This is a genomic window from Variovorax sp. CF079, assembly GCF_900101545.1.
Lineage (GTDB): Bacteria > Pseudomonadota > Gammaproteobacteria > Burkholderiales > Burkholderiaceae_C > Variovorax.
Map to the genome: position 1 here is coordinate 1 of NZ_FMZU01000015.1, position 19,300 is coordinate 19,300.

Annotated in this window: 20 protein-coding genes and 1 tRNA gene; 6 read left to right on the top strand and 15 right to left on the bottom strand. The window is 66.8% G+C overall.

Going from position 1 to position 19,300, the window contains the following annotated elements:
• Positions 1–144 precede the first annotated feature (144 nt).
• From queF to yaaA, 4 genes are read right to left on the bottom strand one after another with little or no spacing between them, the layout of a single operon-like run.
• Positions 145–1,002 carry an NADPH-dependent 7-cyano-7-deazaguanine reductase QueF gene (gene queF, locus BLS74_RS20015; RefSeq protein WP_093108904.1) on the bottom strand — a complete coding sequence of 286 codons (858 nt, stop codon included), beginning with the start codon at positions 1,000–1,002 and terminating at the stop codon, positions 145–147.
• The gene (locus BLS74_RS20020; RefSeq protein ID WP_093108905.1) at positions 999–1,892 is read right to left on the bottom strand and encodes an alpha/beta fold hydrolase; all 894 of its coding nucleotides are present in this window, start codon (positions 1,890–1,892) and stop codon (positions 999–1,001) included. The genes queF and BLS74_RS20020 overlap by 4 nt, the downstream gene beginning before the upstream one ends.
• A gap of 43 nt (positions 1,893–1,935) precedes the next feature.
• Entirely contained in the window at positions 1,936–2,781 is an 846-nt protein-coding gene (locus tag BLS74_RS20025; protein ID WP_093108906.1) for a 2OG-Fe(II) oxygenase, read from the bottom strand.
• Positions 2,778–3,563, bottom strand: coding sequence for a peroxide stress protein YaaA (gene yaaA, locus BLS74_RS20030; protein WP_093108907.1), 786 nt, complete (start codon positions 3,561–3,563; stop codon positions 2,778–2,780). The genes BLS74_RS20025 and yaaA overlap by 4 nt, the downstream gene beginning before the upstream one ends.
• A gap of 86 nt (positions 3,564–3,649) precedes the next feature.
• Between yaaA and BLS74_RS20035 the strand changes: the two genes are divergently transcribed.
• The 3 genes from BLS74_RS20035 to galU all read left to right on the top strand — a co-directional run bounded on the left by BLS74_RS20035 (position 3,650) and on the right by galU (position 8,572).
• The gene (locus BLS74_RS20035; protein ID WP_093108908.1) at positions 3,650–4,627 is read left to right on the top strand and encodes an MBL fold metallo-hydrolase; all 978 of its coding nucleotides are present in this window, start codon (positions 3,650–3,652) and stop codon (positions 4,625–4,627) included.
• A gap of 90 nt (positions 4,628–4,717) precedes the next feature.
• Complete coding sequence (locus BLS74_RS20040; protein ID WP_093108909.1) at positions 4,718–7,588, top strand: valine--tRNA ligase; 2,871 nt, start codon at positions 4,718–4,720, stop codon at positions 7,586–7,588.
• 93 nt (positions 7,589–7,681) lie between these two features.
• Positions 7,682–8,572, top strand: coding sequence for a UTP--glucose-1-phosphate uridylyltransferase GalU (galU, locus tag BLS74_RS20045; RefSeq protein WP_093108910.1), 891 nt, complete (start codon positions 7,682–7,684; stop codon positions 8,570–8,572).
• Here galU and BLS74_RS20050 read toward each other — a convergent pair.
• The 4 genes from BLS74_RS20050 to cysM are packed head-to-tail and all read right to left on the bottom strand — an operon-like array spanning position 8,553 to position 11,400.
• On the bottom strand, positions 8,553–9,668 hold the full coding sequence (locus BLS74_RS20050) for an SGNH/GDSL hydrolase family protein (RefSeq protein ID WP_093108911.1): 1,116 nt from the start codon (positions 9,666–9,668) through the stop codon (positions 8,553–8,555). The two genes, galU and BLS74_RS20050, sit on opposite strands and share 20 nt — an antisense overlap.
• 10 nt (positions 9,669–9,678) lie before the next feature.
• Positions 9,679–9,906 (bottom strand): sulfurtransferase TusA family protein, encoded by a 228-nt coding sequence (locus BLS74_RS20055; protein ID WP_093108912.1) that lies wholly within the window; start codon positions 9,904–9,906, stop codon positions 9,679–9,681.
• A 41-nt stretch (positions 9,907–9,947) separates the two neighbouring features.
• Positions 9,948–10,490 (bottom strand): NUDIX hydrolase, encoded by a 543-nt coding sequence (locus tag BLS74_RS20060; protein ID WP_093108913.1) that lies wholly within the window; start codon positions 10,488–10,490, stop codon positions 9,948–9,950.
• Positions 10,491–10,497: 7 nt separating this feature from the next.
• A complete protein-coding gene (gene cysM / locus BLS74_RS20065; RefSeq protein ID WP_093108914.1) occupies positions 10,498–11,400 on the bottom strand; it encodes a cysteine synthase CysM in 903 nt (300 codons plus the stop codon).
• 41 nt (positions 11,401–11,441) lie between these two features.
• Between cysM and BLS74_RS20070 the strand changes: the two genes are divergently transcribed.
• Together BLS74_RS20070 and BLS74_RS33930 are read left to right on the top strand one after the other, a co-directional pair.
• Positions 11,442–11,526: transfer RNA gene (locus tag BLS74_RS20070), tRNA-Leu, on the top strand.
• A gap of 12 nt (positions 11,527–11,538) precedes the next feature.
• Positions 11,539–11,874, top strand: a complete 336-nt coding sequence (locus BLS74_RS33930) for a hypothetical protein (protein ID WP_139191719.1) — start codon at positions 11,539–11,541, stop codon at positions 11,872–11,874.
• A 173-nt stretch (positions 11,875–12,047) separates the two neighbouring features.
• Here the strand turns inward: BLS74_RS33930 and BLS74_RS20075 are convergent, their stop codons facing one another.
• The 6 genes from BLS74_RS20075 to BLS74_RS20100 form a co-directional block, all read right to left on the bottom strand.
• Positions 12,048–12,413 carry a hypothetical protein gene (locus tag BLS74_RS20075; protein ID WP_093108915.1) on the bottom strand — a complete coding sequence of 122 codons (366 nt, stop codon included), beginning with the start codon at positions 12,411–12,413 and terminating at the stop codon, positions 12,048–12,050.
• 122 nt (positions 12,414–12,535) lie between these two features.
• Positions 12,536–13,006 (bottom strand): group II truncated hemoglobin, encoded by a 471-nt coding sequence (locus BLS74_RS20080; protein WP_093108916.1) that lies wholly within the window; start codon positions 13,004–13,006, stop codon positions 12,536–12,538.
• Between the two features lie 19 nt (positions 13,007–13,025).
• A complete protein-coding gene (locus BLS74_RS20085; protein WP_093108917.1) occupies positions 13,026–13,391 on the bottom strand; it encodes a response regulator transcription factor in 366 nt (121 codons plus the stop codon).
• Positions 13,392–13,405: 14 nt separating this feature from the next.
• Entirely contained in the window at positions 13,406–14,290 is an 885-nt protein-coding gene (locus BLS74_RS20090; RefSeq protein WP_093109074.1) for a S1C family serine protease, read from the bottom strand.
• Between the two features lie 74 nt (positions 14,291–14,364).
• Positions 14,365–15,618: a cation:proton antiporter gene (locus BLS74_RS20095; protein WP_093108918.1), complete on the bottom strand. Its 1,254-nt coding sequence runs from the start codon at positions 15,616–15,618 to the stop codon at positions 14,365–14,367.
• 19 nt (positions 15,619–15,637) lie between these two features.
• On the bottom strand, positions 15,638–16,561 hold the full coding sequence (locus tag BLS74_RS20100; RefSeq protein ID WP_093108919.1) for an SDR family oxidoreductase: 924 nt from the start codon (positions 16,559–16,561) through the stop codon (positions 15,638–15,640).
• A 39-nt stretch (positions 16,562–16,600) separates the two neighbouring features.
• On the opposite strand from BLS74_RS20100, the gene BLS74_RS20105 reads away from it, so the two are divergent.
• A complete protein-coding gene (locus BLS74_RS20105; protein ID WP_093108920.1) occupies positions 16,601–17,665 on the top strand; it encodes a CDP-6-deoxy-delta-3,4-glucoseen reductase in 1,065 nt (354 codons plus the stop codon).
• Between the two features lie 11 nt (positions 17,666–17,676).
• On the opposite strand, the gene BLS74_RS20110 is transcribed toward BLS74_RS20105, so the two are convergent.
• A complete protein-coding gene (locus BLS74_RS20110) occupies positions 17,677–19,248 on the bottom strand; it encodes a gamma-glutamyltransferase family protein (protein WP_093109075.1) in 1,572 nt (523 codons plus the stop codon).
• Positions 19,249–19,300: the final 52 nt, after the last annotated feature.

The window sequence follows — 19,300 nt, forward strand, 5'->3', positions numbered from 1 at the left end:
CCACCCCACTCACCCCAGCCTCGCCACCTCGGATCCCTTCAGGATCCCAAGCTGCTCGCCGTCTTGAGCGGAGCCTTCGATTATGACACGGTTTTTGAGCGCTGATCAACTGCCCACCCAACTTTTTGCGTGCGGCCCCAGCATCTACTGCCGCGCCATGCGGGTGTTGGCCGGCAGCGCCTGCGGCCAACTGGTGCGGAACGGGTTGATATCGAGCCCGCCGCGCCGGGTGTAGCGGGCATAGACGGCCAGCTTCGTCGGCTGGCAGCGGCGCCAGATGTCCCAGAACATGCGTTCCGCGCAGGGCTCGTGGAACTCGTTGTGATTGCGAAAGCTCACGATGTAGCCCAGCAGACCCGCCTGATCGATTGGCGGCCCGCTATAGCGGATCTGCACGCTGCCCCAATCGGGCTGGCCGGTTACGAGGCAGTTGCTCTTCAGCAGGCGGCTGGTGAGCGTCTCGGTCACGGGGACCTGCGTCGCGTCGCTCGCGAGCAGTTCAGGCGCCGGCTGGTAGTGCGTGCACTCGATGTCGAGCCGATCGAGATCGAGGCCGTCGAGTTCATGTACCTGCTCGCGGTCGAACATGTCTGGGGCCACCAGTTTCACGCCGACGCCTGCAGCACGGTCGCTGCCGCGCCACAGCGCTTCGCTCAAGTCCACGCGCAGGCGTTCGCGCACCGCTTCCGCATCGGCGAACACCGTGCTGTTGAAGCTGTTGAGGTAGAGCTTGAAGGATTTGCTCTCGATGATGTTGGGCGTCTCGCAGGGCACCGTGAAATGCGCAATAGCCAGTTGCGGCTTGCCGCGAAGGTTGAGCCAGCTCAGCTCGAAAGCTGTCCAGAGATCGGCGCCAAAAAAGGGAAGCGCGTTGGCCGCAATGCCCATGGCTTCGCGCTGCGTTGCACGCGAAATCGGAAACAGCAGGCCGGCGTCGTAGCGATCGACGTAGGCCGAGGCGCGGCCCAGTTGGGATTGTTCGGGAGTGTTGTCGAGGCTCATGCGCGTTTCTCGGCTGTCTGCAAGAAGGGGACGATGTGCTGCAAAAGGATGTCGACCACCTGCGGCGGCAAGTCATGTCCCATGCCAGGCACGGACACGAAGTGCGCGCCCGGGATGCGCCGCGCAGTATCCTGGCCGCAGGCGATGGGCACCAGTGGATCGGCATCGCCATGCAGGACGAGTGTGGGGCTGGCAATGCGCGCCAGCAGGGCTTCGCGGCCGCTATCAGCACCGATTGCCAGCATCTGCCGCACGATGCCCGCCGGCCGGTACGCCCGTCTCAGCCCGCGGGTGATTCGATCGGTCAGCACCCGCTCTTCCTGCGGATAGGCAGGGCTGGCGATCAGGCGAACAAAACCCAGGCTGTGCGCCACCAGTGCGGCCTCGGTTCGGCTGGCCGGACGCCGCATGAGTGCAGCCGCCACATCGGGCCGCGGACCCGGCAGATTGCGTGCGCCGCTCGAACTCATGATGCTGACCAGGCTGGTCATGCGCTGCGGCGCGGAGGCGGCCAGCCGCTGGGCAATCATCCCGCCCATCGACGCCCCCACCACGTGGGCGCGGCGGATGCCCAGCGCATCGAGCACGCCCAGCCCATCGTTCGCCATGTCCTGCAAGGTGTAGGCAGAGTGCACCGGCAGGCCGATGCGCTGCCGCACGCTCTGCCAGACCAGGTTGCCGGTGCCTGCCTCATCGAAGGTCTGGCTCAGGCCGATGTCTCGGTTGTCGTAGCGCACGACCCGGAAGCCGGCATCGGCCAGCGCCTGCACGAAGGCGTCCGGCCAGGCGATGAGCTGCATGCCCAAGCCCATGATCAGAAGAATCACCGGGCGTCCAGCGCCTCCGCTGTCTTCGACCTCGATCTGGATGCCGTTGGCTGTCAGTTTCATAACGTCGTCGACAACCCGCAGGAGCGCCGCGGGCTCTGGTGAGCTAGATGAATTCGCGCTCTCGCAACCATTTGGTCGCGACCCACTTCTCGCCCGCGAGCACCGGGGCCCCGCCATGCAGCGTACGCGTCGCAGGATCGGGGCGCTCGTAGCTGAAGAAGACGCCGGTGCCGCGCTTGGGCGCGACTTCGAGCCCGACGTCCGGAAAGGTGGTGGCGCCGCCCAGTTCAGGCTCCTGCAGGTACATCACGAGCGTCGCGACGCGCTGGCCACCACGCCGCAGGATGGTCGGCGTGCCGGGCTCCGCGGGATCGAAGTAGTCGTAGTGCGGCCGGTATTGCGCGCCGGGACTGTAGCGCAGGATCTGCAAGCCCTCGCCGAACTCGAGCGGCCAGTTGAGCAACTTCGCGATGCGCTGCTCGAGCCGAGCGACGAAAACGTTCTCGCCGCGCTCGAAGAACATGCCGTCGCTGGTGCGATCGACGTTGAGCGCCTCGCCGCCGGTCTGGGTCTCGACGGTGAGGGAACGCGCGAGCCGCAGCCGCGCGGCCGCGATGAGGCCCTCGCATTCCTCGTCGGAGACCAGGTCACCGAACACCACCACGCGTGGATGGAGCATGGTCTGGAGCACCTGGACACGGCGATCGCCGGTGTCGATATACAGCGGCGAGGTCGACAGGTCCGGCCCCGGCATCGCGGTGCGCGGCGGCGCGACGGCCGCCGCGCCTGCAGCCTGCGCCTCGACCTCGGCCAGCGCGGCGTCCGCCACCTCGCTATGCCAGCCGGCATCGCGCATTGAAGCCCGCAGGCTGGGTACCGAATGCCCCGCGGCGAGCTGCGCGACGACCCACTCGCGCAGCTCGGGACTGATCGCCTGCCCAAGACTCATGCCGCTTTCCTCCTGAATACGAAGCGCTCGGGCAGCGATACCCCGGCGTCGAAGGCATAGCCCTCGAGATCGAACTTCTCCAGCACCTTGGGCGTGGCCGCCCTGTGCAGCACGGCCCAGCGCGCCATCAGGCCGCGGGCGCGCTTGGCGAAGAAGCTGATGACCTTGTACTTGCCGTTCTTCCACTCCTCGAACACGCACTCGATCACCCGAGCCCTCAGCACCTTCTGGTCGACCGACCTGAAGTACTCCTGCGAAGCCAGGTTGATCACGACCGGCGTGCGGTCCGCCTGGAGGCGCTCGTTCAAGTAGCCGGCGATGCGCGAGTTCCAGAAAGCATAGAGGTCCTTGCCATGGCCATTGGCCAGTTGCGTGCCCATCTCGAGCCGGTAGGGCTGCAGCCGATCCAGAGGCCGGAGCACGCCGTAGAGGCCGCTCAGGATGCACACATGATCCTGCGCCCAGGCGAGCTGCTCTGTGCTGAGGGTCTTGGCGTCGAGCCCGCCATAGACATCGCCGTCGAAAGCCAGCGCGGCCTGCTTCGCGTTCTTCTCCGTCCCCTTGGAAGCCCAGGCCGCATAGCGAGCCACGTTGAGCGCAGACAGCTTGTCCGACAGGTGCATGAGTTCGGCGATCTGCTGCGGCGACTTCTGCCGCAGGAGCTTGATCAGCTCGGCGGCCGGGCCGCGCGGCCCTTCGAAACGAGGCTGAGTGGCGGGCAGCGCATCGGGTACCGGGGTGTCGTAGTCGAGCGACTTGGCAGGCGAGATCAAAAACAGCATCTCCGAATTATCTTCGGGCCCGGACGGACTGCTCTCGAAGCGGTAGAGTCCGCCCTGCTTCCAACCCCACTCCCAGGAGATCTGCGATGAAGGCTGCCTCCCTTCTGCGAACCAGCGCTTTCGTTCTTGTCGCCGCCTGCGCGGCCACCGCACTGTGGACACCCACCGCGACGTATGCGGCGGCACCCCTTGCCAAGGAAACCGCGCCGGCCTTCTACCGGCTGATGGTCGGCGACTTCGAGGTCACGGCCCTGTCCGACGGAACGGTGGCGTTGCCGGTGGACCAGCTGCTGACGCGCACTACGCCCGAGCAGGTGAAGAAGACGCTGGCCAGGTCTTATCTCCAGAGCCCGCTCGAAACCTCGGTGAACGGCTATCTGATCAACACCGGCGAGAAGCTGGTGCTGATCGACACCGGCGCCGGCGGCCTGTTCGGTCCGACGCTGGGCCGCCTCGCGGCCAACCTCAAGGCGGCGGGCTACCAGCCCGAGCAGGTGGACGAGATCTACATCACCCACCTGCATCCGGACCACGTGGGCGGCCTGGCAGCAGGCGACAAGCCAGCCTTTCCCAATGCCACGGTGCGAGCCGACCAGCGCGACGCCGATTTCTGGCTCAGCCAGGCGAACATGGACAAGGCGCCGGCCGACTCGAAGGGCTTCTTCCAGGGCGCGGTGGCTTCGCTCAATCCCTACATCGCAGCCGGCAAGTTCAAGCCCTTCGACGGCGACACCGATCTGGTGCCCGGCATCAAGGCCAAGGCGGCACGTGGACACACGCCAGGCCACAGCATCTTCGTCGCCGAAAGCAAGGGCCAGAAGATGGTGTTCTGGGGCGACCTGATGCACGTGGCCGCCGTCCAGTTCGAGAATCCATCCATCACCATCCAGTTCGACACCGACTCCCGGCCGGCGGCCGTGCAGCGCAGAAGGGCCTATGCAGAAGCTGCCATGCAAGGTTACCTGGTGGGAGGCGCGCACATCTCCTTCCCCGGCGTCGGCCGGCTGCGCTCGCAGGGCAGCGGCTACGTCTGGCTGCCGGTGAACTACGTGCCCACGCGTTGAACACGTCGCGCGCCGCAGTCGAATAAAATCCTTCGCTCATCCACCCCCACCAGCGGCATCCTGCGGGATGCCGCTCGTCTTTGCACCGCCATGAGCGACACCTTGTCCCAACCCGGCCTCGAGAGCCTTTCCAAATCCTTCGAACCTGCCGCCCTCGAGGCGCACTGGGGTCCCGAGTGGGAGCGGCGCGGCTACGCGGTCGCGGGCTTTCGCGGCACCGGGCAACCAAAGGACGACGTGCCCTCCTTTGCGATCCAGCTGCCGCCGCCGAACGTGACCGGCACGCTGCACATGGGCCATGCGTTCAACCAGACGATCATGGACAGCCTCGCGCGCTACCACCGCATGAAGGGCGACAACACGCTGTGGGTGCCAGGCACCGACCACGCGGGCATCGCGACCCAGATCGTGGTCGAGCGCCAGCTGCAGGAACAGAAGATCAGCCGCCACGACCTGGGCCGCAAGAACTTCGTCGCCCGCGTGTGGGAGTGGAAAGAGCAGTCGGGCAACACCATCACCAACCAGATGCGCCGCATGGGCGACACGGTCGATTGGAGCCGCGAATACTTCACGATGGACGAGAAGCTCTCGAAGGTCGTCACGCAAACCTTCGTGCAGCTCTATGAAGAAGGCCTGGTCTATCGCGGCAAGCGGCTGGTGAACTGGGACCCTGTGCTCAAGACCGCGGTGAGCGACCTCGAGGTCGAGAGCGAAGAGGAAGACGGCTTCCTCTGGCACATCGCCTATCCGCTCGAAGACGGCTCGGGCTCACTCACCGTGGCGACCACGCGGCCCGAGACCATGCTCGGCGACGTCGCCGTGATGGTCCATCCCGAGGACGAACGCTACAAGCAACTGATCGGCCGGCGCGTCAAGCTGCCGCTGGTGGACCGCCTGATCCCGGTGATCGCCGACGACTACGTCGACAAGGAATTCGGCACCGGCGTGGTCAAGGTCACGCCCGCGCACGACCACAACGACTACGCCGTGGGCCAGCGCCACGGCCTGCCGACCATCGGCGTGCTGACGCTGGACGCCACGATCAACGACAACGCGCCCGAAAAGTACTGCAGGCTCGATCGCTTCGTGGCGCGCAAGGCGGTGGTGGCCGACCTCGAGGCGCTCGGCCTCCTGATCGAAACCAAGAAGCACAAGCTCATGGTGCCGCGTTGCGCACGCACGGGTGCCGTGGTCGAGCCGATGCTGACCGACCAGTGGTTTGTCGCGATGACCAAGCCCGACGCCGGCGGTCAGTCGATCGCGCAGAAAGCCATCGACGCGGTGCGCTCGGGCGAAGTGAGCTTCGTGCCCGAGAACTGGGTCAACACCTACAACCACTGGATGGAGAATATCCAGGACTGGACCATCTCGCGCCAGCTCTGGTGGGGACACCAGATCCCGGCCTGGTACGACGAAGAGGGCCGGGTCTACGTGGCCCACGACGAGGCCGAGGCGCAAGCCAAGGCGCCGGGCAAGAAGCTCGTGCGCGACGAAGACGTGCTCGACACCTGGTATTCGTCGGCCCTGGTGCCCTTCTCCTCGCTCGGCTGGCCCGAAAAAACGCAGGACTACGACCTCTACCTGCCTTCGACCGTGCTGGTCACGGGCTACGACATCATCTTCTTCTGGGTCGCCCGGATGATCATGATGACCAAGCACTTCACCGGCCGGGTGCCTTTCAAGCACGTCTACATCCACGGCCTGGTGCGTGACTCGCACGGCCACAAGATGAGCAAGTCCGAGGGCAACGTGCTCGACCCGGTCGACCTGATCGACGGCATCGCGCTGCCCGAACTGCTGGACAAGCGCACGCAGGGCCTGCGCCGGCCCGAGACCGCACCCGCTGTGCGCAAGAACACGCAAAAGGAATTCCCGGACGGCATCCCGGCCTTCGGCGCCGATGCGCTGCGCTTCACCTTCGCGTCGCTCGCCTCGTTGGGCCGCAACATCAATTTCGACCCCAAGCGCTGCGAGGGCTACCGCAACTTCTGCAACAAGCTCTGGAACGCGACGCGCTTCGTGCTGATGAATTGCGAAGGCCAGGACTGCGGCCTGCGCGAGCACACCAAGGAAGAATGCGCCGTCGGCGGCCCGGCCCACGGCTACCTCCGATTCAGCCAGGCCGACCGCTGGATCAGCTCGCAGCTGCAGCGTGTCGAGGCCGAGGTGGCCAAGGGCTTCGAAGACTATCGGCTCGACAACGTCGCCAACGCGATCTACCAGTTCGCATGGGACGAGTTCTGCGACTGGTACCTCGAGATCGCCAAGGTGCAGATCCAGCAGGGCGACGATGCGCAGAAGCGCGCCACGCGCCGCACGCTGATCCGCACGCTCGAAACGCTGCTGCGCCTGGCGCACCCGGTCATTCCCTTCATCACCGAGGAGCTCTGGCAGAAGGTGGCCCCAGTGGCCGGCCGCGGAGGCGAATCGGTCATGATCGCGGCCTATCCGAAGAGCCAGCCCGAGAAGATCGACGAAGCGGCCGAGGCCCACGTCGCGCGGCTCAAGTCGCTGGTCGATGCATGCCGCACGCTGCGCGGCGAGATGAACGTGTCGCCCGCCACCCGGCTGCCGCTCTACGCCGTGGCCGACGATGCGACAAGCAGCGCCTTCCTGCGCGATGCCGCACCGGTGCTGCAGGCGCTGGCCAAGCTCAAGGAAGTGAAGGTCTTCGACGACGCGGCCGACTGGGCAGCGGCCGCCGAAGCGGCGCCGGTGGCGGTGGTCGGCGGCGTACGCATCTGCCTGCACATGGAAATCGACAAGGCCGCGGAGAAGGCGCGCATCGGCAAGGAGATCGCGCGCATCGAAGGCGAGATCGCCAAGGTCAACGCGAAGCTCAGCAACGAAGCCTTCGTCGCCAAGGCGCCGCCCGCGGTGATCGAGCAGGAGCGCAAGCGGCTCGCGGACTTCAGCGCCACGCTCGAACGGCTGCGCGACCAGCTTGTGCGCCTCGGCTGACAGACGCTCGACATCGGAGAGCTTTAGTATTCGGGTTCGGCGCCGAGGCGCCGCCCTCCTCCGATCCATCTTCCCCGATCAGACGCAAAGCCCATGTCCACTTCACCAGCGCGCATTCGCAAGGCCGTGTTTCCCGTCGCAGGCTTCGGCACCCGTTTTCTGCCAGCCACCAAGGCGCAGCCCAAGGAAATGCTGCCGGTGGTGGACAAGCCGCTGATCCAGTACGCGGTGGAAGAAGCCTACGCCGCCGGCATTCGCGACATGATCTTCGTCACCGGGCGCAACAAGCGCGCGATCGAGGATCACTACGACACCGCCTACGAGCTCGAAAGCCAACTCGAGGCCAGCAACAAGCTCGCGCTGCTCAAGATTGCACGTTCGGTGATGCCGGACGACATGACATGCTCCTATGTGCGCCAGCCCCGCATGCTGGGTCTGGGGCACGCCGTGCTGTGCGCCGAACACCTGGTCGGCGACGAACCCTTCGCAGTGCTGCTGGCCGATGACCTGATGGTCGGCCCCGAGAACGGTGAGCCCGTGCTGGCGCAGATGACGCGCGCCTTCGGCAGGCTCGGCGGCTCGTTGCTGGCGGTGCAGGAAGTGCCGCTCGAACACGTCAAGCGCTACGGTATCGTGGCCGGCGACACGGTCGAGGAAGGCTTGGTCAAGGTCAACCGCATGGTCGAGAAACCGCAGCCGGAGGACGCGCCCTCGCGCCTCGGCGTGGCGGGCCGCTACATCCTGACGCCGGGCGTGTTCGAGGAGATCCGCAACCAGCCCAAGGGCGCCGGCGGCGAGATCCAACTGACCGACGGCATCGCCGCGCTCATGAAGAAGGAATCGGTCTACGCCTATGCCTACCAGGGTGTGCGCTACGACTGCGGCAGCAAGGAAGGCTTCCTGCAGGCCACCGTCGAGCTCGCGCTCGCGCACCCGGAAGTCGGCGGCGAATTCCGCGCCTACCTCAAGAGCCTGGAGCTCTAGGCGGATTCGTCAGCGCCAGCGGCTCGAGGAAGCTGGCCAGCTCCTCGTCGGCTATCGGCGTCAGCGGCAGACCGAAAACGTCCTGCAGGCGCGCCACGAGGGCTTGCGCCCACAAGGCGTTCCACACCAGCCCCGAATGGCGATCTGCCAGCAGGGCGTTGCGGGGATCATCGCCAATCGTGTTCGTCACGTGCAGCGTCGAACCGATCGCCACCGTCTTGTAGTCCGGCTTGCCATCGGCGCTGCGTGATCCCCAGTGGGCCTGGAACCACGCGAGATCGTCGAAATAAGCCAGGCGCGGGTCGCTGTCGGCCAGCCGGCGGATGGCGGCATTGAAGCCGTCGAGCGCAGTCCCGATGTTCGTGGTTTCGGCTGCCGACTGCCATCGATCGAAGTTGGCGGGATCGTCCGCTTCGTTGCCGATGCCCACCAGCAGGATGCGCGTCGAAGGGTGCGAAGCATGGATCAACGCGACCGCCGCGCCGATCTCGCCGGCGCAATAGGCCGTGGCGGCACGCAGTTCAGGCGCGGAAGGGTCGCGCGCCTGGAGATCCAGCAGGCCACCCCAGTTGTTGAGGCCGATGCGGATCACCACCACGCCGCGCATCCAGCGCTCGGGCTCCTCGTCCATCAGTGCGACGAGGCGTGGCGCCTGGCGAAACCGGCCGCCCATGAGGTTCTTGCAGGCCGCCCCGGAGTTCGCGAAGTTGTAGAAATAGTCCTCCTTCTTCGGCGCCCGGCCGCCGCGCAGGCCCAGCCACTCGCGCGCCTGGGCCACGACGCCGGGCCGGCCCCAGAGAACCCACGGCCCGAGGTCCAGCTGCTGCCCGCGCAGGCGCGCGAGCACCTCGGTCCACTGGAAGGCGCGCGAACGCCATGCGCCGCCGCGCTCGGTCGTATCAGCGGGAAACCAGGCATGGTCCTGGTAGGAGTGGCTGTTCGAATCGCCCAGCACCGCGAGCGGGATCGCCTCGGAAGACAGGGGACGATGCGGGGGATCGGGCGGCATGCCGTCGCTCCAGAGGGTCAACGTGAGCAGCGCGGCCGCGACGAGCAGCGCAAGCGCCAGGACGGCAATGCGGGCGCTGCGCTTCACGGCGGCACCGTCAGCGGCGGCGCAGCACGTGGATGAAATCGGTGCCGACGGTCTGCTGCTCGACCAGGTCGTTGCCGGTCTGGCGCGCAAAAGCCTGGAAATCGCGCACCGAGCCCGGATCCGTGGACACCACCTTCAGCAATTGGCCGCTCTGCATCTCGTTGAGCGATTTCTTGGCCTTCAGGATGGGCAGCGGACAGTTGAGTCCGCGGGTGTCGATTTCTTTGTGGATGTCCATCGCCTTGTCCTGTCCTTGAAGCTGCGTCGATTCTAGGCAGCTCATTCGGCCACGGGGGTTGCCGGCCGCGGCCAGTCCATGAACTGGGGTTCGTGTCCGCGCGTGCGCAGCCAGTCGGCCAGCGCGTAGCCGGTGCCGGCCGGCCAGCACTTGAGGGTGCCGAGTTCGTAGAGCCGGTAATCGACCAGTTCCGGCGACAGGCGCACCTCGCCATCGGCCACCGCGTGGTAGGCAATGATCACCTGATTCATGCGCTGGAAGTCGTACACGCCGACCAGGTTCAGCGCGCTGGCGTCGAGGTTCGTCTCTTCCTTGATCTCGCGCGCGATGCCCTCCTGCGGCGTCTCGCCGGCCTCCATGAAGCCTGTGATCAGCGCATACATCTTGTGCGGCCACGCGGCATTGCGCGCCAGCAGCACCTGGCCGCGGTACTCGATGATCGCGGCCAGCACCGGCGTCGGGTTGTTCCAGTGGGTCCAGCCGCAGGACGGGCAGCGCAGGCGCGACTTCGGCCCGCCGTCCTCGGCCAGTTCGATGTGCGCCAGCGGCGTGGCGCAGGCCGGGCAGAACTTGTGCTCGGACATGGCGCGTTCAGGCGGGAAACACGCCGGTGGAGAGGTAGCGGTCGCCGCGGTCGCAGACCACGAAGACGATGGTCGCGTTCTCGACCGTCCTGGCGATCTCCAGCGCCACCCACAGCGCCCCGGCGGACGAAATGCCCGCGAAGATGCCCTCCTCGCGCGCGAGCCGGCGGCACATCTCCTCGGCATTGTCCTGGCTCACATGGACCAGCTGGTCGACGCGGCTGGGCTCGTAGATCTTGGGCAGGTACTCCTCCGGCCACTTGCGGATGCCCGGGATGCGCGAGCCTTCCTCGGGCTGCGCGCCGATGATGCGTACTTCGCGGTTCTTCTCCTTCAGGAAGTGCGAGACGCCGGTGATGGTGCCGGTAGTCCCCATCGCACTCACGAAGTGCGTGATGCGTCCGCCCGTGTCGGCCCAGACCTCGGGGCCCGTGGTCTCGTAGTGGATGCGCGGGTTGTCGGGGTTGGCGAACTGGTCGAGCACGCGGCCCTTGCCCTGCGCCACCATCTGCTCAGCCAGGTCGCGCGCGTATTCCATGCCGCCGCTCTTCGGCGTCAGAACGAGTTCGGCGCCGAAGGCCTTCATGGTCTGCGCGCGTTCGACCGACAGGTCCTCCGGCATGATCAGCACCATGCGGTAGCCCTTGATGGCCGCCGCCATCGCGAGCGCGATGCCGGTGTTGCCCGAGGTCGCCTCGATCAGCGTGTCGCCGGGCTTGATCTCGCCGCGCTCCTCGGCCCGCTTGATCATCGAAAGCGCCGGCCGGTCCTTGACCGAGCCGGCCGGGTTGTTGCCTTCGAGCTTGGCCAGGATCACGTTGCCGCGCTTCGCGTTGGCGGCCGCGTCGATGCGCTGCAGCGCGACCAGCGGCGTCTTGCCGATCGCGTCTTCAATCGTCGGATATTGCATGGAAGGCACTGTGCCATAATTTTGAGCTGCCTTCCTTCCGTGCCCGGGTGGTGAAATTGGTAGACGCAGGGGACTCAAAATCCCCCACCGAAAGGTGTGCCGGTTCGATTCCGGCCCCGGGCACCATGGCTTCTCGCCATGCATCTCATTCGTGGACCCGGCAGAGACATTCGCGCACGCGTGTCAGCCGCAGCCGACGCCCGCAGACCGGATGAATCCGGACAAGACATCCGCACCGGGGCCGACGAGGCGGTCAGCCGCGGGCTGCTGGCTTCCAGGGCCGTGAACGCCTATACCTTCAAGCATTGGAGGCGCGCCATGGACAAGATCATTCTGGATTCGGCAGGAGTGGGTTGGGGCTACGAATGCCTCGGGCTGAATGGCTCGAGGATCTTCACCAACAGCCAGGCCGAAGCCCACTTCTGGCATTCGCTCGGTTATGTGGTGCTTCACTATTCGCATTGGGCGACGTGAGCCATCGCATCGGGAATGCATAAAGAGAAAGCCATGCTCATCGTCATGACAAGAATCCCTTCCGTGCAGGATCCTCGCATCGTGATTGCGTGCATCCGCGCATGCGTCTGGGCCGGCGTCGAAGGCCGGCCGTTCTGCATGCTGCGGTGAATCGGCGCTTGCCTCTTCCGACTTCAATCGTCCCGATCGTCCCAATCCCGACGGTGGTGATGACGGTACCCGTGGCGGTAGCCGGGGCCGTAGTACACCGGCGCGGGCGGCCCGTAATACACGGGTGCGGGACGGTAGTACACAGGCGGGGGCGGACGGTAATACACAGGCGGCGCGGGCTGGTAGTAGACCGGTGCGGGGCGCGAATAGACGGGGGCGGGTTCGTAGTAAACCGGACCAGGTTCGGCCACGCCGATGGCCAGGCCTGGTGCATTGACACCCACTGACCAGCTCACACCCGCATTGGCCGAAGCTGCGGCGAAGAGCGCCGCGGCTGCCACGGCACCGGCCGCGGCGTACTTGAAGAAGACAGAACGGTTGAGGTTCACAAGGACTCCTGAGGACGGGCGAATACCGCCCATGTCCACCAACCAACGCGCCAACCGCAGCGGAAGTGGACTGTCCCGACGGTGAAGATCGTTGCCAAACGTCACAGCAGGGATTGCGGCGCTCAGCCCGTGTACGGGCCTTTGACTTCGCCCCAGCCCCATTTCGGCATCGGCGCATGCGCATCGACCGTGGCGCCCGGTTGCGAATTGATGACGGCCAGGCGCGAGCCCCATTCCAGGTAGCCGACCAGCGCGGATCGGAATTCGGGGTCGTCGGGCATGCCCAGTTCGTCGGCCGTTTCCAGCAGCAGGCTCACCCAGCGGCGCCGCTGGGCCTGCGTGAGATGGCGGCCCAAGTGCTGCCGGATCATGTGCGGATGGCCTCCGTGCCGTTCGGAATACGAGGTCGGCCCGCCGAGCACCTCCGCCAGGAAGGCCGCGACATGCGAAGGATGGTCCGCCCCCATGTGCGCGAACACAGGTCCGAGCAGTTCGTCGCCACGCACCTGCTCGTAGAAGCGCGTCGTCAGGCGGTTCAGGGCATCGATGCCGCCGAGCCATTCGTAGAGGCTTGGAATTCCTTGATCCGGCATGTCCGTGTCCCGAAAAAATTCAAAGATGAATGACGCCGAGCCGGGCCGCCTGCGTGACGGCGTCGGTGCGGCCCGTGGCATCGAGCTTGTCGATCAGCGAACCGACATGGAATTTTGCCGTGTGCACCGAGATGCCCAGACGCCGCGCGATGGCCTTGTTGGAGGCGCCTTCAGCCACCAGGGCCAGCACCTCGAGTTCGCGCGGGGTCAACACCGAATCCACTGCCTCGCCGTGCTCCACCGCCTCGGAAGGATGGACCAGTACGACATCGGCGGCCTCTCCGCGCTCGGCCAGGCGCAGGTCCGGCGCGGCTGCCAGGGCGGCAGCGAGCCGTTGCGCCAACTCGGCGTCGTCGATCTCGATCGCGACCACGATCGGTTTCATCGCGCGGCTTTCGTTCAATCGGCTGGCCTTTCGCCCACGGTGAGTTGGACTTCGACCGGCTCGCCCGCGCGCTGGAGCGACAGCGTGAGGACCGAGCCTACGCTCGCTGGACCGAGTGCGCGCAGCAGCAGTTGCACGCTGCGGATAGGCTCGCCGTTCACGGCCACGATGATGTCGCCCTGATGGATGCCGGCCGCCGCACCGGGCCCCTGCTCCGCCACGCCCATGACCATCGCGCCGACGCTGGCGTGACTCACCTTCACCGGCTGCAGGCTCAGGCCAAGATAGCCGCGCGGCATGCGGCCATGGGCCGCGAGCTGCGCAGCCACGCGCTCGATGGTCGGCGCTGGAATGACCAGCACGCGCCGCCGCGGGCCGAACACCGACATGCCGATGACGCCGCCCTTCGCATTGAGCACCACGCCGCCTTCGGCGCTGGGCCGCAAGCGCAGGTCGAGCTCGACCCTGGCGTCGATCTCGCCGCCGCGCAGGCTGCGCCAGCCCGGGCCGGCCAGCGAGACGATGCCGCTCGCGCAAAGCGGCACGCCTTCACGCGAACCGACTGCGAGCACGAACTCGCCGGCGCGCGTCGTTGAATTGTCGAGCGTCAACTGCGGAGCTTCCGCACCTTCGAAGCGAAGCAGCGCGATGTCGGTGGTGGGGTCGCGGCCGGCCACCTTGGCGGCGACGGTCGTGCCGCCGGGCAGCGTGATCTCAACCTCCTCGTCTTCGGGCAGCGCTTCTTCCGAGGAGACGATGCATCCGGGTCGCCAGACGAAACCGCTGGCGCGCGTGCGCCGCGTGTGCACCGCGACCACGCTGCGCGCTGCGTCGGCGACCATGTCGGCCATCGCCGCAGACAGTTGTTCGAGGGGCGGCAAGGAAACAGTGTTCGACATGAAGATCTCCAAAGACGCTTGCATTGTCGAAATCCCTGCACCGCGCGCCAACTGCCCGGTTGGGCAGGCAGCGGCTAGATCGTTGCTTCGACAGCCGAGGCGCGCCGCTCCCGCGTCACCCAATTGAACAGCGGGGTCGCCATCAGCGTGGTGATGATCGCCATCAGCACCAGGATCGAGAACAGCCCCGGCAGGATCACGCCGGCATGCAGCCCGATGTTGATGATGATGAGTTCCATCAGCCCGCGCGCGTTCATCAGCGAACCGATCGCGAGCGCATCGCGCTGGCTTTCGCCCGACATGCGCGCCGCGGCCCAGCAGGCGATGCCCTTGCCGCAGAACGATGCGGCGAGGATCGCGATCGCGCCGAGCATGATGCCGGGCTCGAACAGCACCGCCAGCCGCGTGTTGAGCCCCGAGTAGGTGAAGAACATCGGCAACAGGAAGATCACGACGAAGGGCTGCAATTGCGCACGCAGCTTTTCGGTGAGCGCGCCGCGCGGCAGCACCGCGCCCAGCAGGAAGCCGCCGAAAACCGCGTGGATGCCGATGGCGTCCATCGCGAAGGCGCTCAGGCAGAAGAGCACCAGCACGATGGCCAGCAGCGACGAACTTAGCGGCGCATCGGGCCGCACATGCGCAGCCAGGCGCTTGAGCAGGCGCGAGCCGATGAACACCATGAAGAGCGCATAGGCCACGCCGCCGCCGATCGCCGCATAGGCGCCGCCCCAGGAACCGCCGAAGCTCGCCAGCACCACGGCCAGGATGCACCAGGCCGCCGCATCGTCGACCGCGCCGGCGGTAAGTGCGAGCGTACCCAGCGAGGTGCCGGCCAGGCCGCGCTCGTGGATGATGCGCGCCAGCATCGGAAAGGCCGTGATCGCGATCGCGGCGCCGAGGAACAGCGAGGCCTCGAGCGGCTTGGCGCGCGCCGAGAACAACCCGGGGATGTCGTGCAGCCACGGCACCAGCGCAAAAGCCAGCACGAAGGGCACGAGGATGCCGGCCGCCGACACCGAGGCGGCGCTCCTGAAGCGGCTCTTGAAGTGATCGGCGCGGAACTCGGTACCGACCAGGAACATGTACATGCCCACGCCCAGCTGGCCGCCCACGTAGAGCATGCTCAGTGTTTCCTTGGGAAACAGCGCGCGCTGCGCCTCGGGGAAGAAGAGCCCGAACAGCGAGGGGCCGAGCATCACGCCCGCGATCATCTCGCCCACCACCTGCGGCTGGCCGATCTTCTGCGCCAGGCGGCCCACGAGCTGGCAGACTGTGATGATGACGGCGACCTGCAGGAAGAAGTAGACGGAGAGCTGGGTGGTCGGCATGGAATCCCTCGGAAACGGGTCAGGAGGCGAGCCCCGTGGCCACGGTCGGATGACGAAGCCGCACGCGCAACTCGCGCTTCAGCCGCGTATTGTCCATCCGCCGAGACTCGCCCATGAAACTGAGCAGCGACGACGGCAATTGCGCCTGGGCCTCGTCGCGCGCGATGCGCGGCGGGCGCGGCATGCCGTACAGGTCGGCGGCCAGGTCGATGTAGTCGCCCATCTTGATCTCGCTGTCGTCGCTCACGTGGAACACACGCTGCGGCCCGCCGCGCCACAGTGCCGCCACGCAGGCACGCGCCAGGTCGTCGGCATGGATGTGATTGGTGTAGACGTCGTCCTCGGCACGCAGCACCGGCGTGCCTTTTTGCAGCCGCTCGCGCGGCGTGCCGCCTTCGCGATCGGGCGCATAGATGCCGGGAATGCGCAGGATGCGCACGGCGACACCCGCGCGGCCGAGCCAGCGCACGCTGCGCTCGGCATCGACGCGGCGATGCGCACGCGGCGTGTCGGGCTTCACGGTTTGCGTCTCGCCGATGCGTGCGCCGCCGCAGTCGCCGTAGACGCCGCTGGTCGAGCCGTAGACCAGTGCGGCCGGCAGCGAGCGCAGCCGCAACGCTTGCACGAGCGCGGTGGTGCGCGCGTCGCGCCACCATAGCGCCCCCTCCACGCGCGCCGGCGGCGCGAGATGCAGCACGCGCGTGGCCAGGCCCGAGAGCCGGCGCAGCGTTGCGGGTGCATCGAGATCGGCCACGATTGGTCTGATGCCGGCCTCGCGCAACAGCGCCACGCGCCCGGGCGAAGAGGTCAGCGCGATCAGCTGCACGCGGCCGCGCAACGCGCGTGCCGCCCTGAGCCCGACATCGCCGCATCCGATCACGAGCACACGCTCGCGCCGGAAGCGCGAGGGCGCGGCGCCAAGAGGGCTGTTGATTGAGGGCAAAATCCAGTTCCTTTTTTGAATCAGAGTCGAAGAATACCCATGACCAGCGCAGCGCCGAACGAGGCGGGTTTTCACATCACGGTGGAGCCGAGTGGACGTCATTTCACCGCGCATGCCGATGAAACCATCCTTGCGGCCGGCATTCGCCAGGGCATCGGGCTGCCCTACGGCTGCAAGGACGGCGCCTGCGGCTCGTGCAAGTGCAGGAAGCTCTCGGGCAAGGTCAGCGTGGGCCCGCACCAGAGCAAGGCGCTCAGCGCCGAGGAAGAGCTGGCCGGCTTCGTGCTGACCTGCTGCGCGCATGCGCAGAGCGACGTGGTGCTCGAATCGCGCCAGGTCACCGATGCCAATGCCTTCCCGATCCGCAAGATGCCGGCGCGCGTGCTCGCGCTTTCGAAGAAATCGCATGACGTGGTGATGCTGCGCCTGCAACTGCCGGCCGGCGAGCCCCTGCAGTTCCACGCCGGGCAGTACATCGAATTCATCCTGCGCGACGGCACGCGGCGCAGCTACTCGATGGCCAATGCGCCGCACACCCTGGGCGAGCCGGGCACCGGCATCGAGCTGCATATCCGGCATCTGCCGGGCGGCAAGTTCACCGACCATGTGTTCGGTGCGATGAAGGAAAAAGAAATTCTTCGCATCGAGGGGCCGTACGGCAGCTTCTTCCTGCGCGAAGACTCGGACAAGCCGATGGTGCTGCTCGCTTCGGGGACCGGCTTCGCTCCGATCAAGGCACTGCTCGAGCACATGAAGTTCAAGGCCATCGACCGGCCCGCGACGCTGTACTGGGGCGGGCGGCGGCCGGAAGACCTTTACATGGACGACTGGGTGCGCTCGCATCTGGAGCAGATGCCGAACCTGCGTTACGTGCCGGTGATCTCGAATGCGGTGCCGGAAGACAACTGGCGCGGGCGGACCGGTTTTGTGCACCGGGCGGTGATGGAGGATTTCGCCGATCTTTCGGGGTACCAGGTGTACGCCTGCGGAGCGCCGATCGTGGTCGACTCGGCCAAGCGGGACTATGTGGCCGAGCGCGGCTTGCCCGAGGACGAGTTCTTTGCGGATGCGTTCACGACGGAGGCGGACAAGGCGGTGCCTTGAGTGCGCCTGCTCTACCAGCCTGACGCGGCACCGTCGCTGCGCGGATCGGTGCCGCCTTCGTAGCTGCCGTCGGCATGCAGTACGACAGCACCCGCATGTCCCATGATTTCGTCATAGGCCGGCACGATGTCCACCTCGTGCCCCAGAGCGCGCAGGCCCTCCACCGTGGCCGGCGGAAAGCGCGATTCCAGCTTGAGCGAATCGCTGGCCTGTCCCCACGTGCGGCCCAGGAGCCAGCGCGGCGCGTCGATGGCCTGCTGCGGGTTCATGCCGAAGTGCACGATGCGGCTGAAGACTGCACTTTGCGACTGCGGCTGGCCATCGCCGCCCATGTTGCCGTAAACGATAGTGCGGCCGTCATCGAGCTTCGCCAGCGCCGGGTTGAGCGTATGGAAGGGCTTGCGCCCCGGCATCAGCGGGTTGAGCGCCTGCGGCTCCAGCGAGAAGCTGCAGCCGCGGTTCTGCCAGTTCACGCCCGATTCCGAGAGCACCACGCCACTGCCGAACTCATGGTAGATGCTCTGGATGAAGCTCACCGCCACGCCCGCACGATCGACCACCCCCATCCAGACCGTATCGCCCGGGCCCTGTCCGCCGTCCCACGAAGCGACATGGTCGAGGGAGATTCGCGCTGCCATGGCGTCGAGCGCATCCGGCCGAAGCCATTGCCGCGGATCGTCCCGCATCCAGGCAGGATCGGTGATGCGCTTGTCGCGGATGGCAAAGGCCTGCTTGGTCGCTTCCACGCAGGCGTGCACATAGGAGGCGCAGAGCGGATCCATGCGCCCCGCGTCGAAGATGCGATCGAGCTGCCCCAGGATCAGCAGCGACACGAGCCCCTGCGTGGGCGGCGGCATGTTGTAGAGGGTGCCGGACGAATGCGCCATGGTCAGCGGCGTCTTCCAGACAGCGTGGTGACGCTCCAGGTCGCCCAGTGCCACCGGGCTTCCTATGGCGGCCAGGTCGCGCGCCATGGTTCGCGCGAGGTCGCCGCGATAGAAATCCGACAGGCCGGCACGCGCGAGCTGCTCCAGCGCGGCGGCAAGCCGCGGTTGCACGAAGCGCGTACCCGCAAGTGGCGCTGCGCCGCCGGGCAGAAAGGTTTCGGCAAAACCGGGGATGCCGCGCAGTTCGTCCTGCCGGCTCTCGGTGCAGAGAGACTGGCTGCGCGTGACGGGGATGCCGTCGCGCGCGTGGAAGATGGCGTCGGCCAGCAGCCGCGCGAGCGGCATGCGGCCTCCCAGGACCTCGCGCGACCAGGCGTGCGCCGCCTCCCAGCCGGAAACGGTACCAGCCACTGTATTGGCCGCCATGCCGCCTCGAAACGGAATGCTCGCGAATCCCTGCACTCGGTAAGCCTCCGGCGTTGCCGCGCCGGCCGCCGCACCGCAGGCCTCCAGCCCGAGCGGCACCTCGCCAGGACGGGCGATCAGCCAGAAGCCGTCGCCGCCGATGCTGTTCATGTGCGGATAGACCACCGCGATCGTGGCTGCCGCGGCGATCATCGCCTCGACCGCATTGCCGCCTTCGCGCAGCACGGCCACCGCGCTTTGAGCGGCCAGCGCGTTGGGTGCAGTCACCATGCCACGCATGCCGCGCGCCGGATTCGGGATGTGCGTCAACTTCTTTCTCCTT

What these genes read in the sequence shown, in the direction of transcription:
- BLS74_RS20090 (WP_093109074.1), bottom strand. Translation starts at nt 14,290, where the DNA reads ATGTCGAACACTGTTTCCTTGCCGCCCCTCGAACAACTGTCTGCGGCG.
- galU (WP_093108910.1), top strand. Translation starts at nt 7,682, where the DNA reads ATGTCCACTTCACCAGCGCGCATTCGCAAGGCCGTGTTTCCCGTCGCA.
- BLS74_RS20020 (WP_093108905.1), bottom strand. Translation starts at nt 1,892, where the DNA reads ATGAAACTGACAGCCAACGGCATCCAGATCGAGGTCGAAGACAGCGGA.
- BLS74_RS20110 (WP_093109075.1), bottom strand. Translation starts at nt 19,248, where the DNA reads ATGGTGACTGCACCCAACGCGCTGGCCGCTCAAAGCGCGGTGGCCGTG.
- BLS74_RS20060 (WP_093108913.1), bottom strand. Translation starts at nt 10,490, where the DNA reads ATGTCCGAGCACAAGTTCTGCCCGGCCTGCGCCACGCCGCTGGCGCAC.
- yaaA (WP_093108907.1), bottom strand. Translation starts at nt 3,563, where the DNA reads ATGCTGTTTTTGATCTCGCCTGCCAAGTCGCTCGACTACGACACCCCG.
- BLS74_RS20035 (WP_093108908.1), top strand. Translation starts at nt 3,650, where the DNA reads ATGAAGGCTGCCTCCCTTCTGCGAACCAGCGCTTTCGTTCTTGTCGCC.
- BLS74_RS20055 (WP_093108912.1), bottom strand. Translation starts at nt 9,906, where the DNA reads ATGGACATCCACAAAGAAATCGACACCCGCGGACTCAACTGTCCGCTG.
- BLS74_RS20085 (WP_093108917.1), bottom strand. Translation starts at nt 13,391, where the DNA reads ATGAAACCGATCGTGGTCGCGATCGAGATCGACGACGCCGAGTTGGCG.
- BLS74_RS33930 (WP_139191719.1), top strand. Translation starts at nt 11,539, where the DNA reads ATGCATCTCATTCGTGGACCCGGCAGAGACATTCGCGCACGCGTGTCA.
- BLS74_RS20095 (WP_093108918.1), bottom strand. Translation starts at nt 15,618, where the DNA reads ATGCCGACCACCCAGCTCTCCGTCTACTTCTTCCTGCAGGTCGCCGTC.
- BLS74_RS20105 (WP_093108920.1), top strand. Translation starts at nt 16,601, where the DNA reads ATGACCAGCGCAGCGCCGAACGAGGCGGGTTTTCACATCACGGTGGAG.
- queF (WP_093108904.1), bottom strand. Translation starts at nt 1,002, where the DNA reads ATGAGCCTCGACAACACTCCCGAACAATCCCAACTGGGCCGCGCCTCG.
- cysM (WP_093108914.1), bottom strand. Translation starts at nt 11,400, where the DNA reads ATGCAATATCCGACGATTGAAGACGCGATCGGCAAGACGCCGCTGGTC.
- BLS74_RS20080 (WP_093108916.1), bottom strand. Translation starts at nt 13,006, where the DNA reads ATGCCGGATCAAGGAATTCCAAGCCTCTACGAATGGCTCGGCGGCATC.
- BLS74_RS20040 (WP_093108909.1), top strand. Translation starts at nt 4,718, where the DNA reads ATGAGCGACACCTTGTCCCAACCCGGCCTCGAGAGCCTTTCCAAATCC.
- BLS74_RS20025 (WP_093108906.1), bottom strand. Translation starts at nt 2,781, where the DNA reads ATGAGTCTTGGGCAGGCGATCAGTCCCGAGCTGCGCGAGTGGGTCGTC.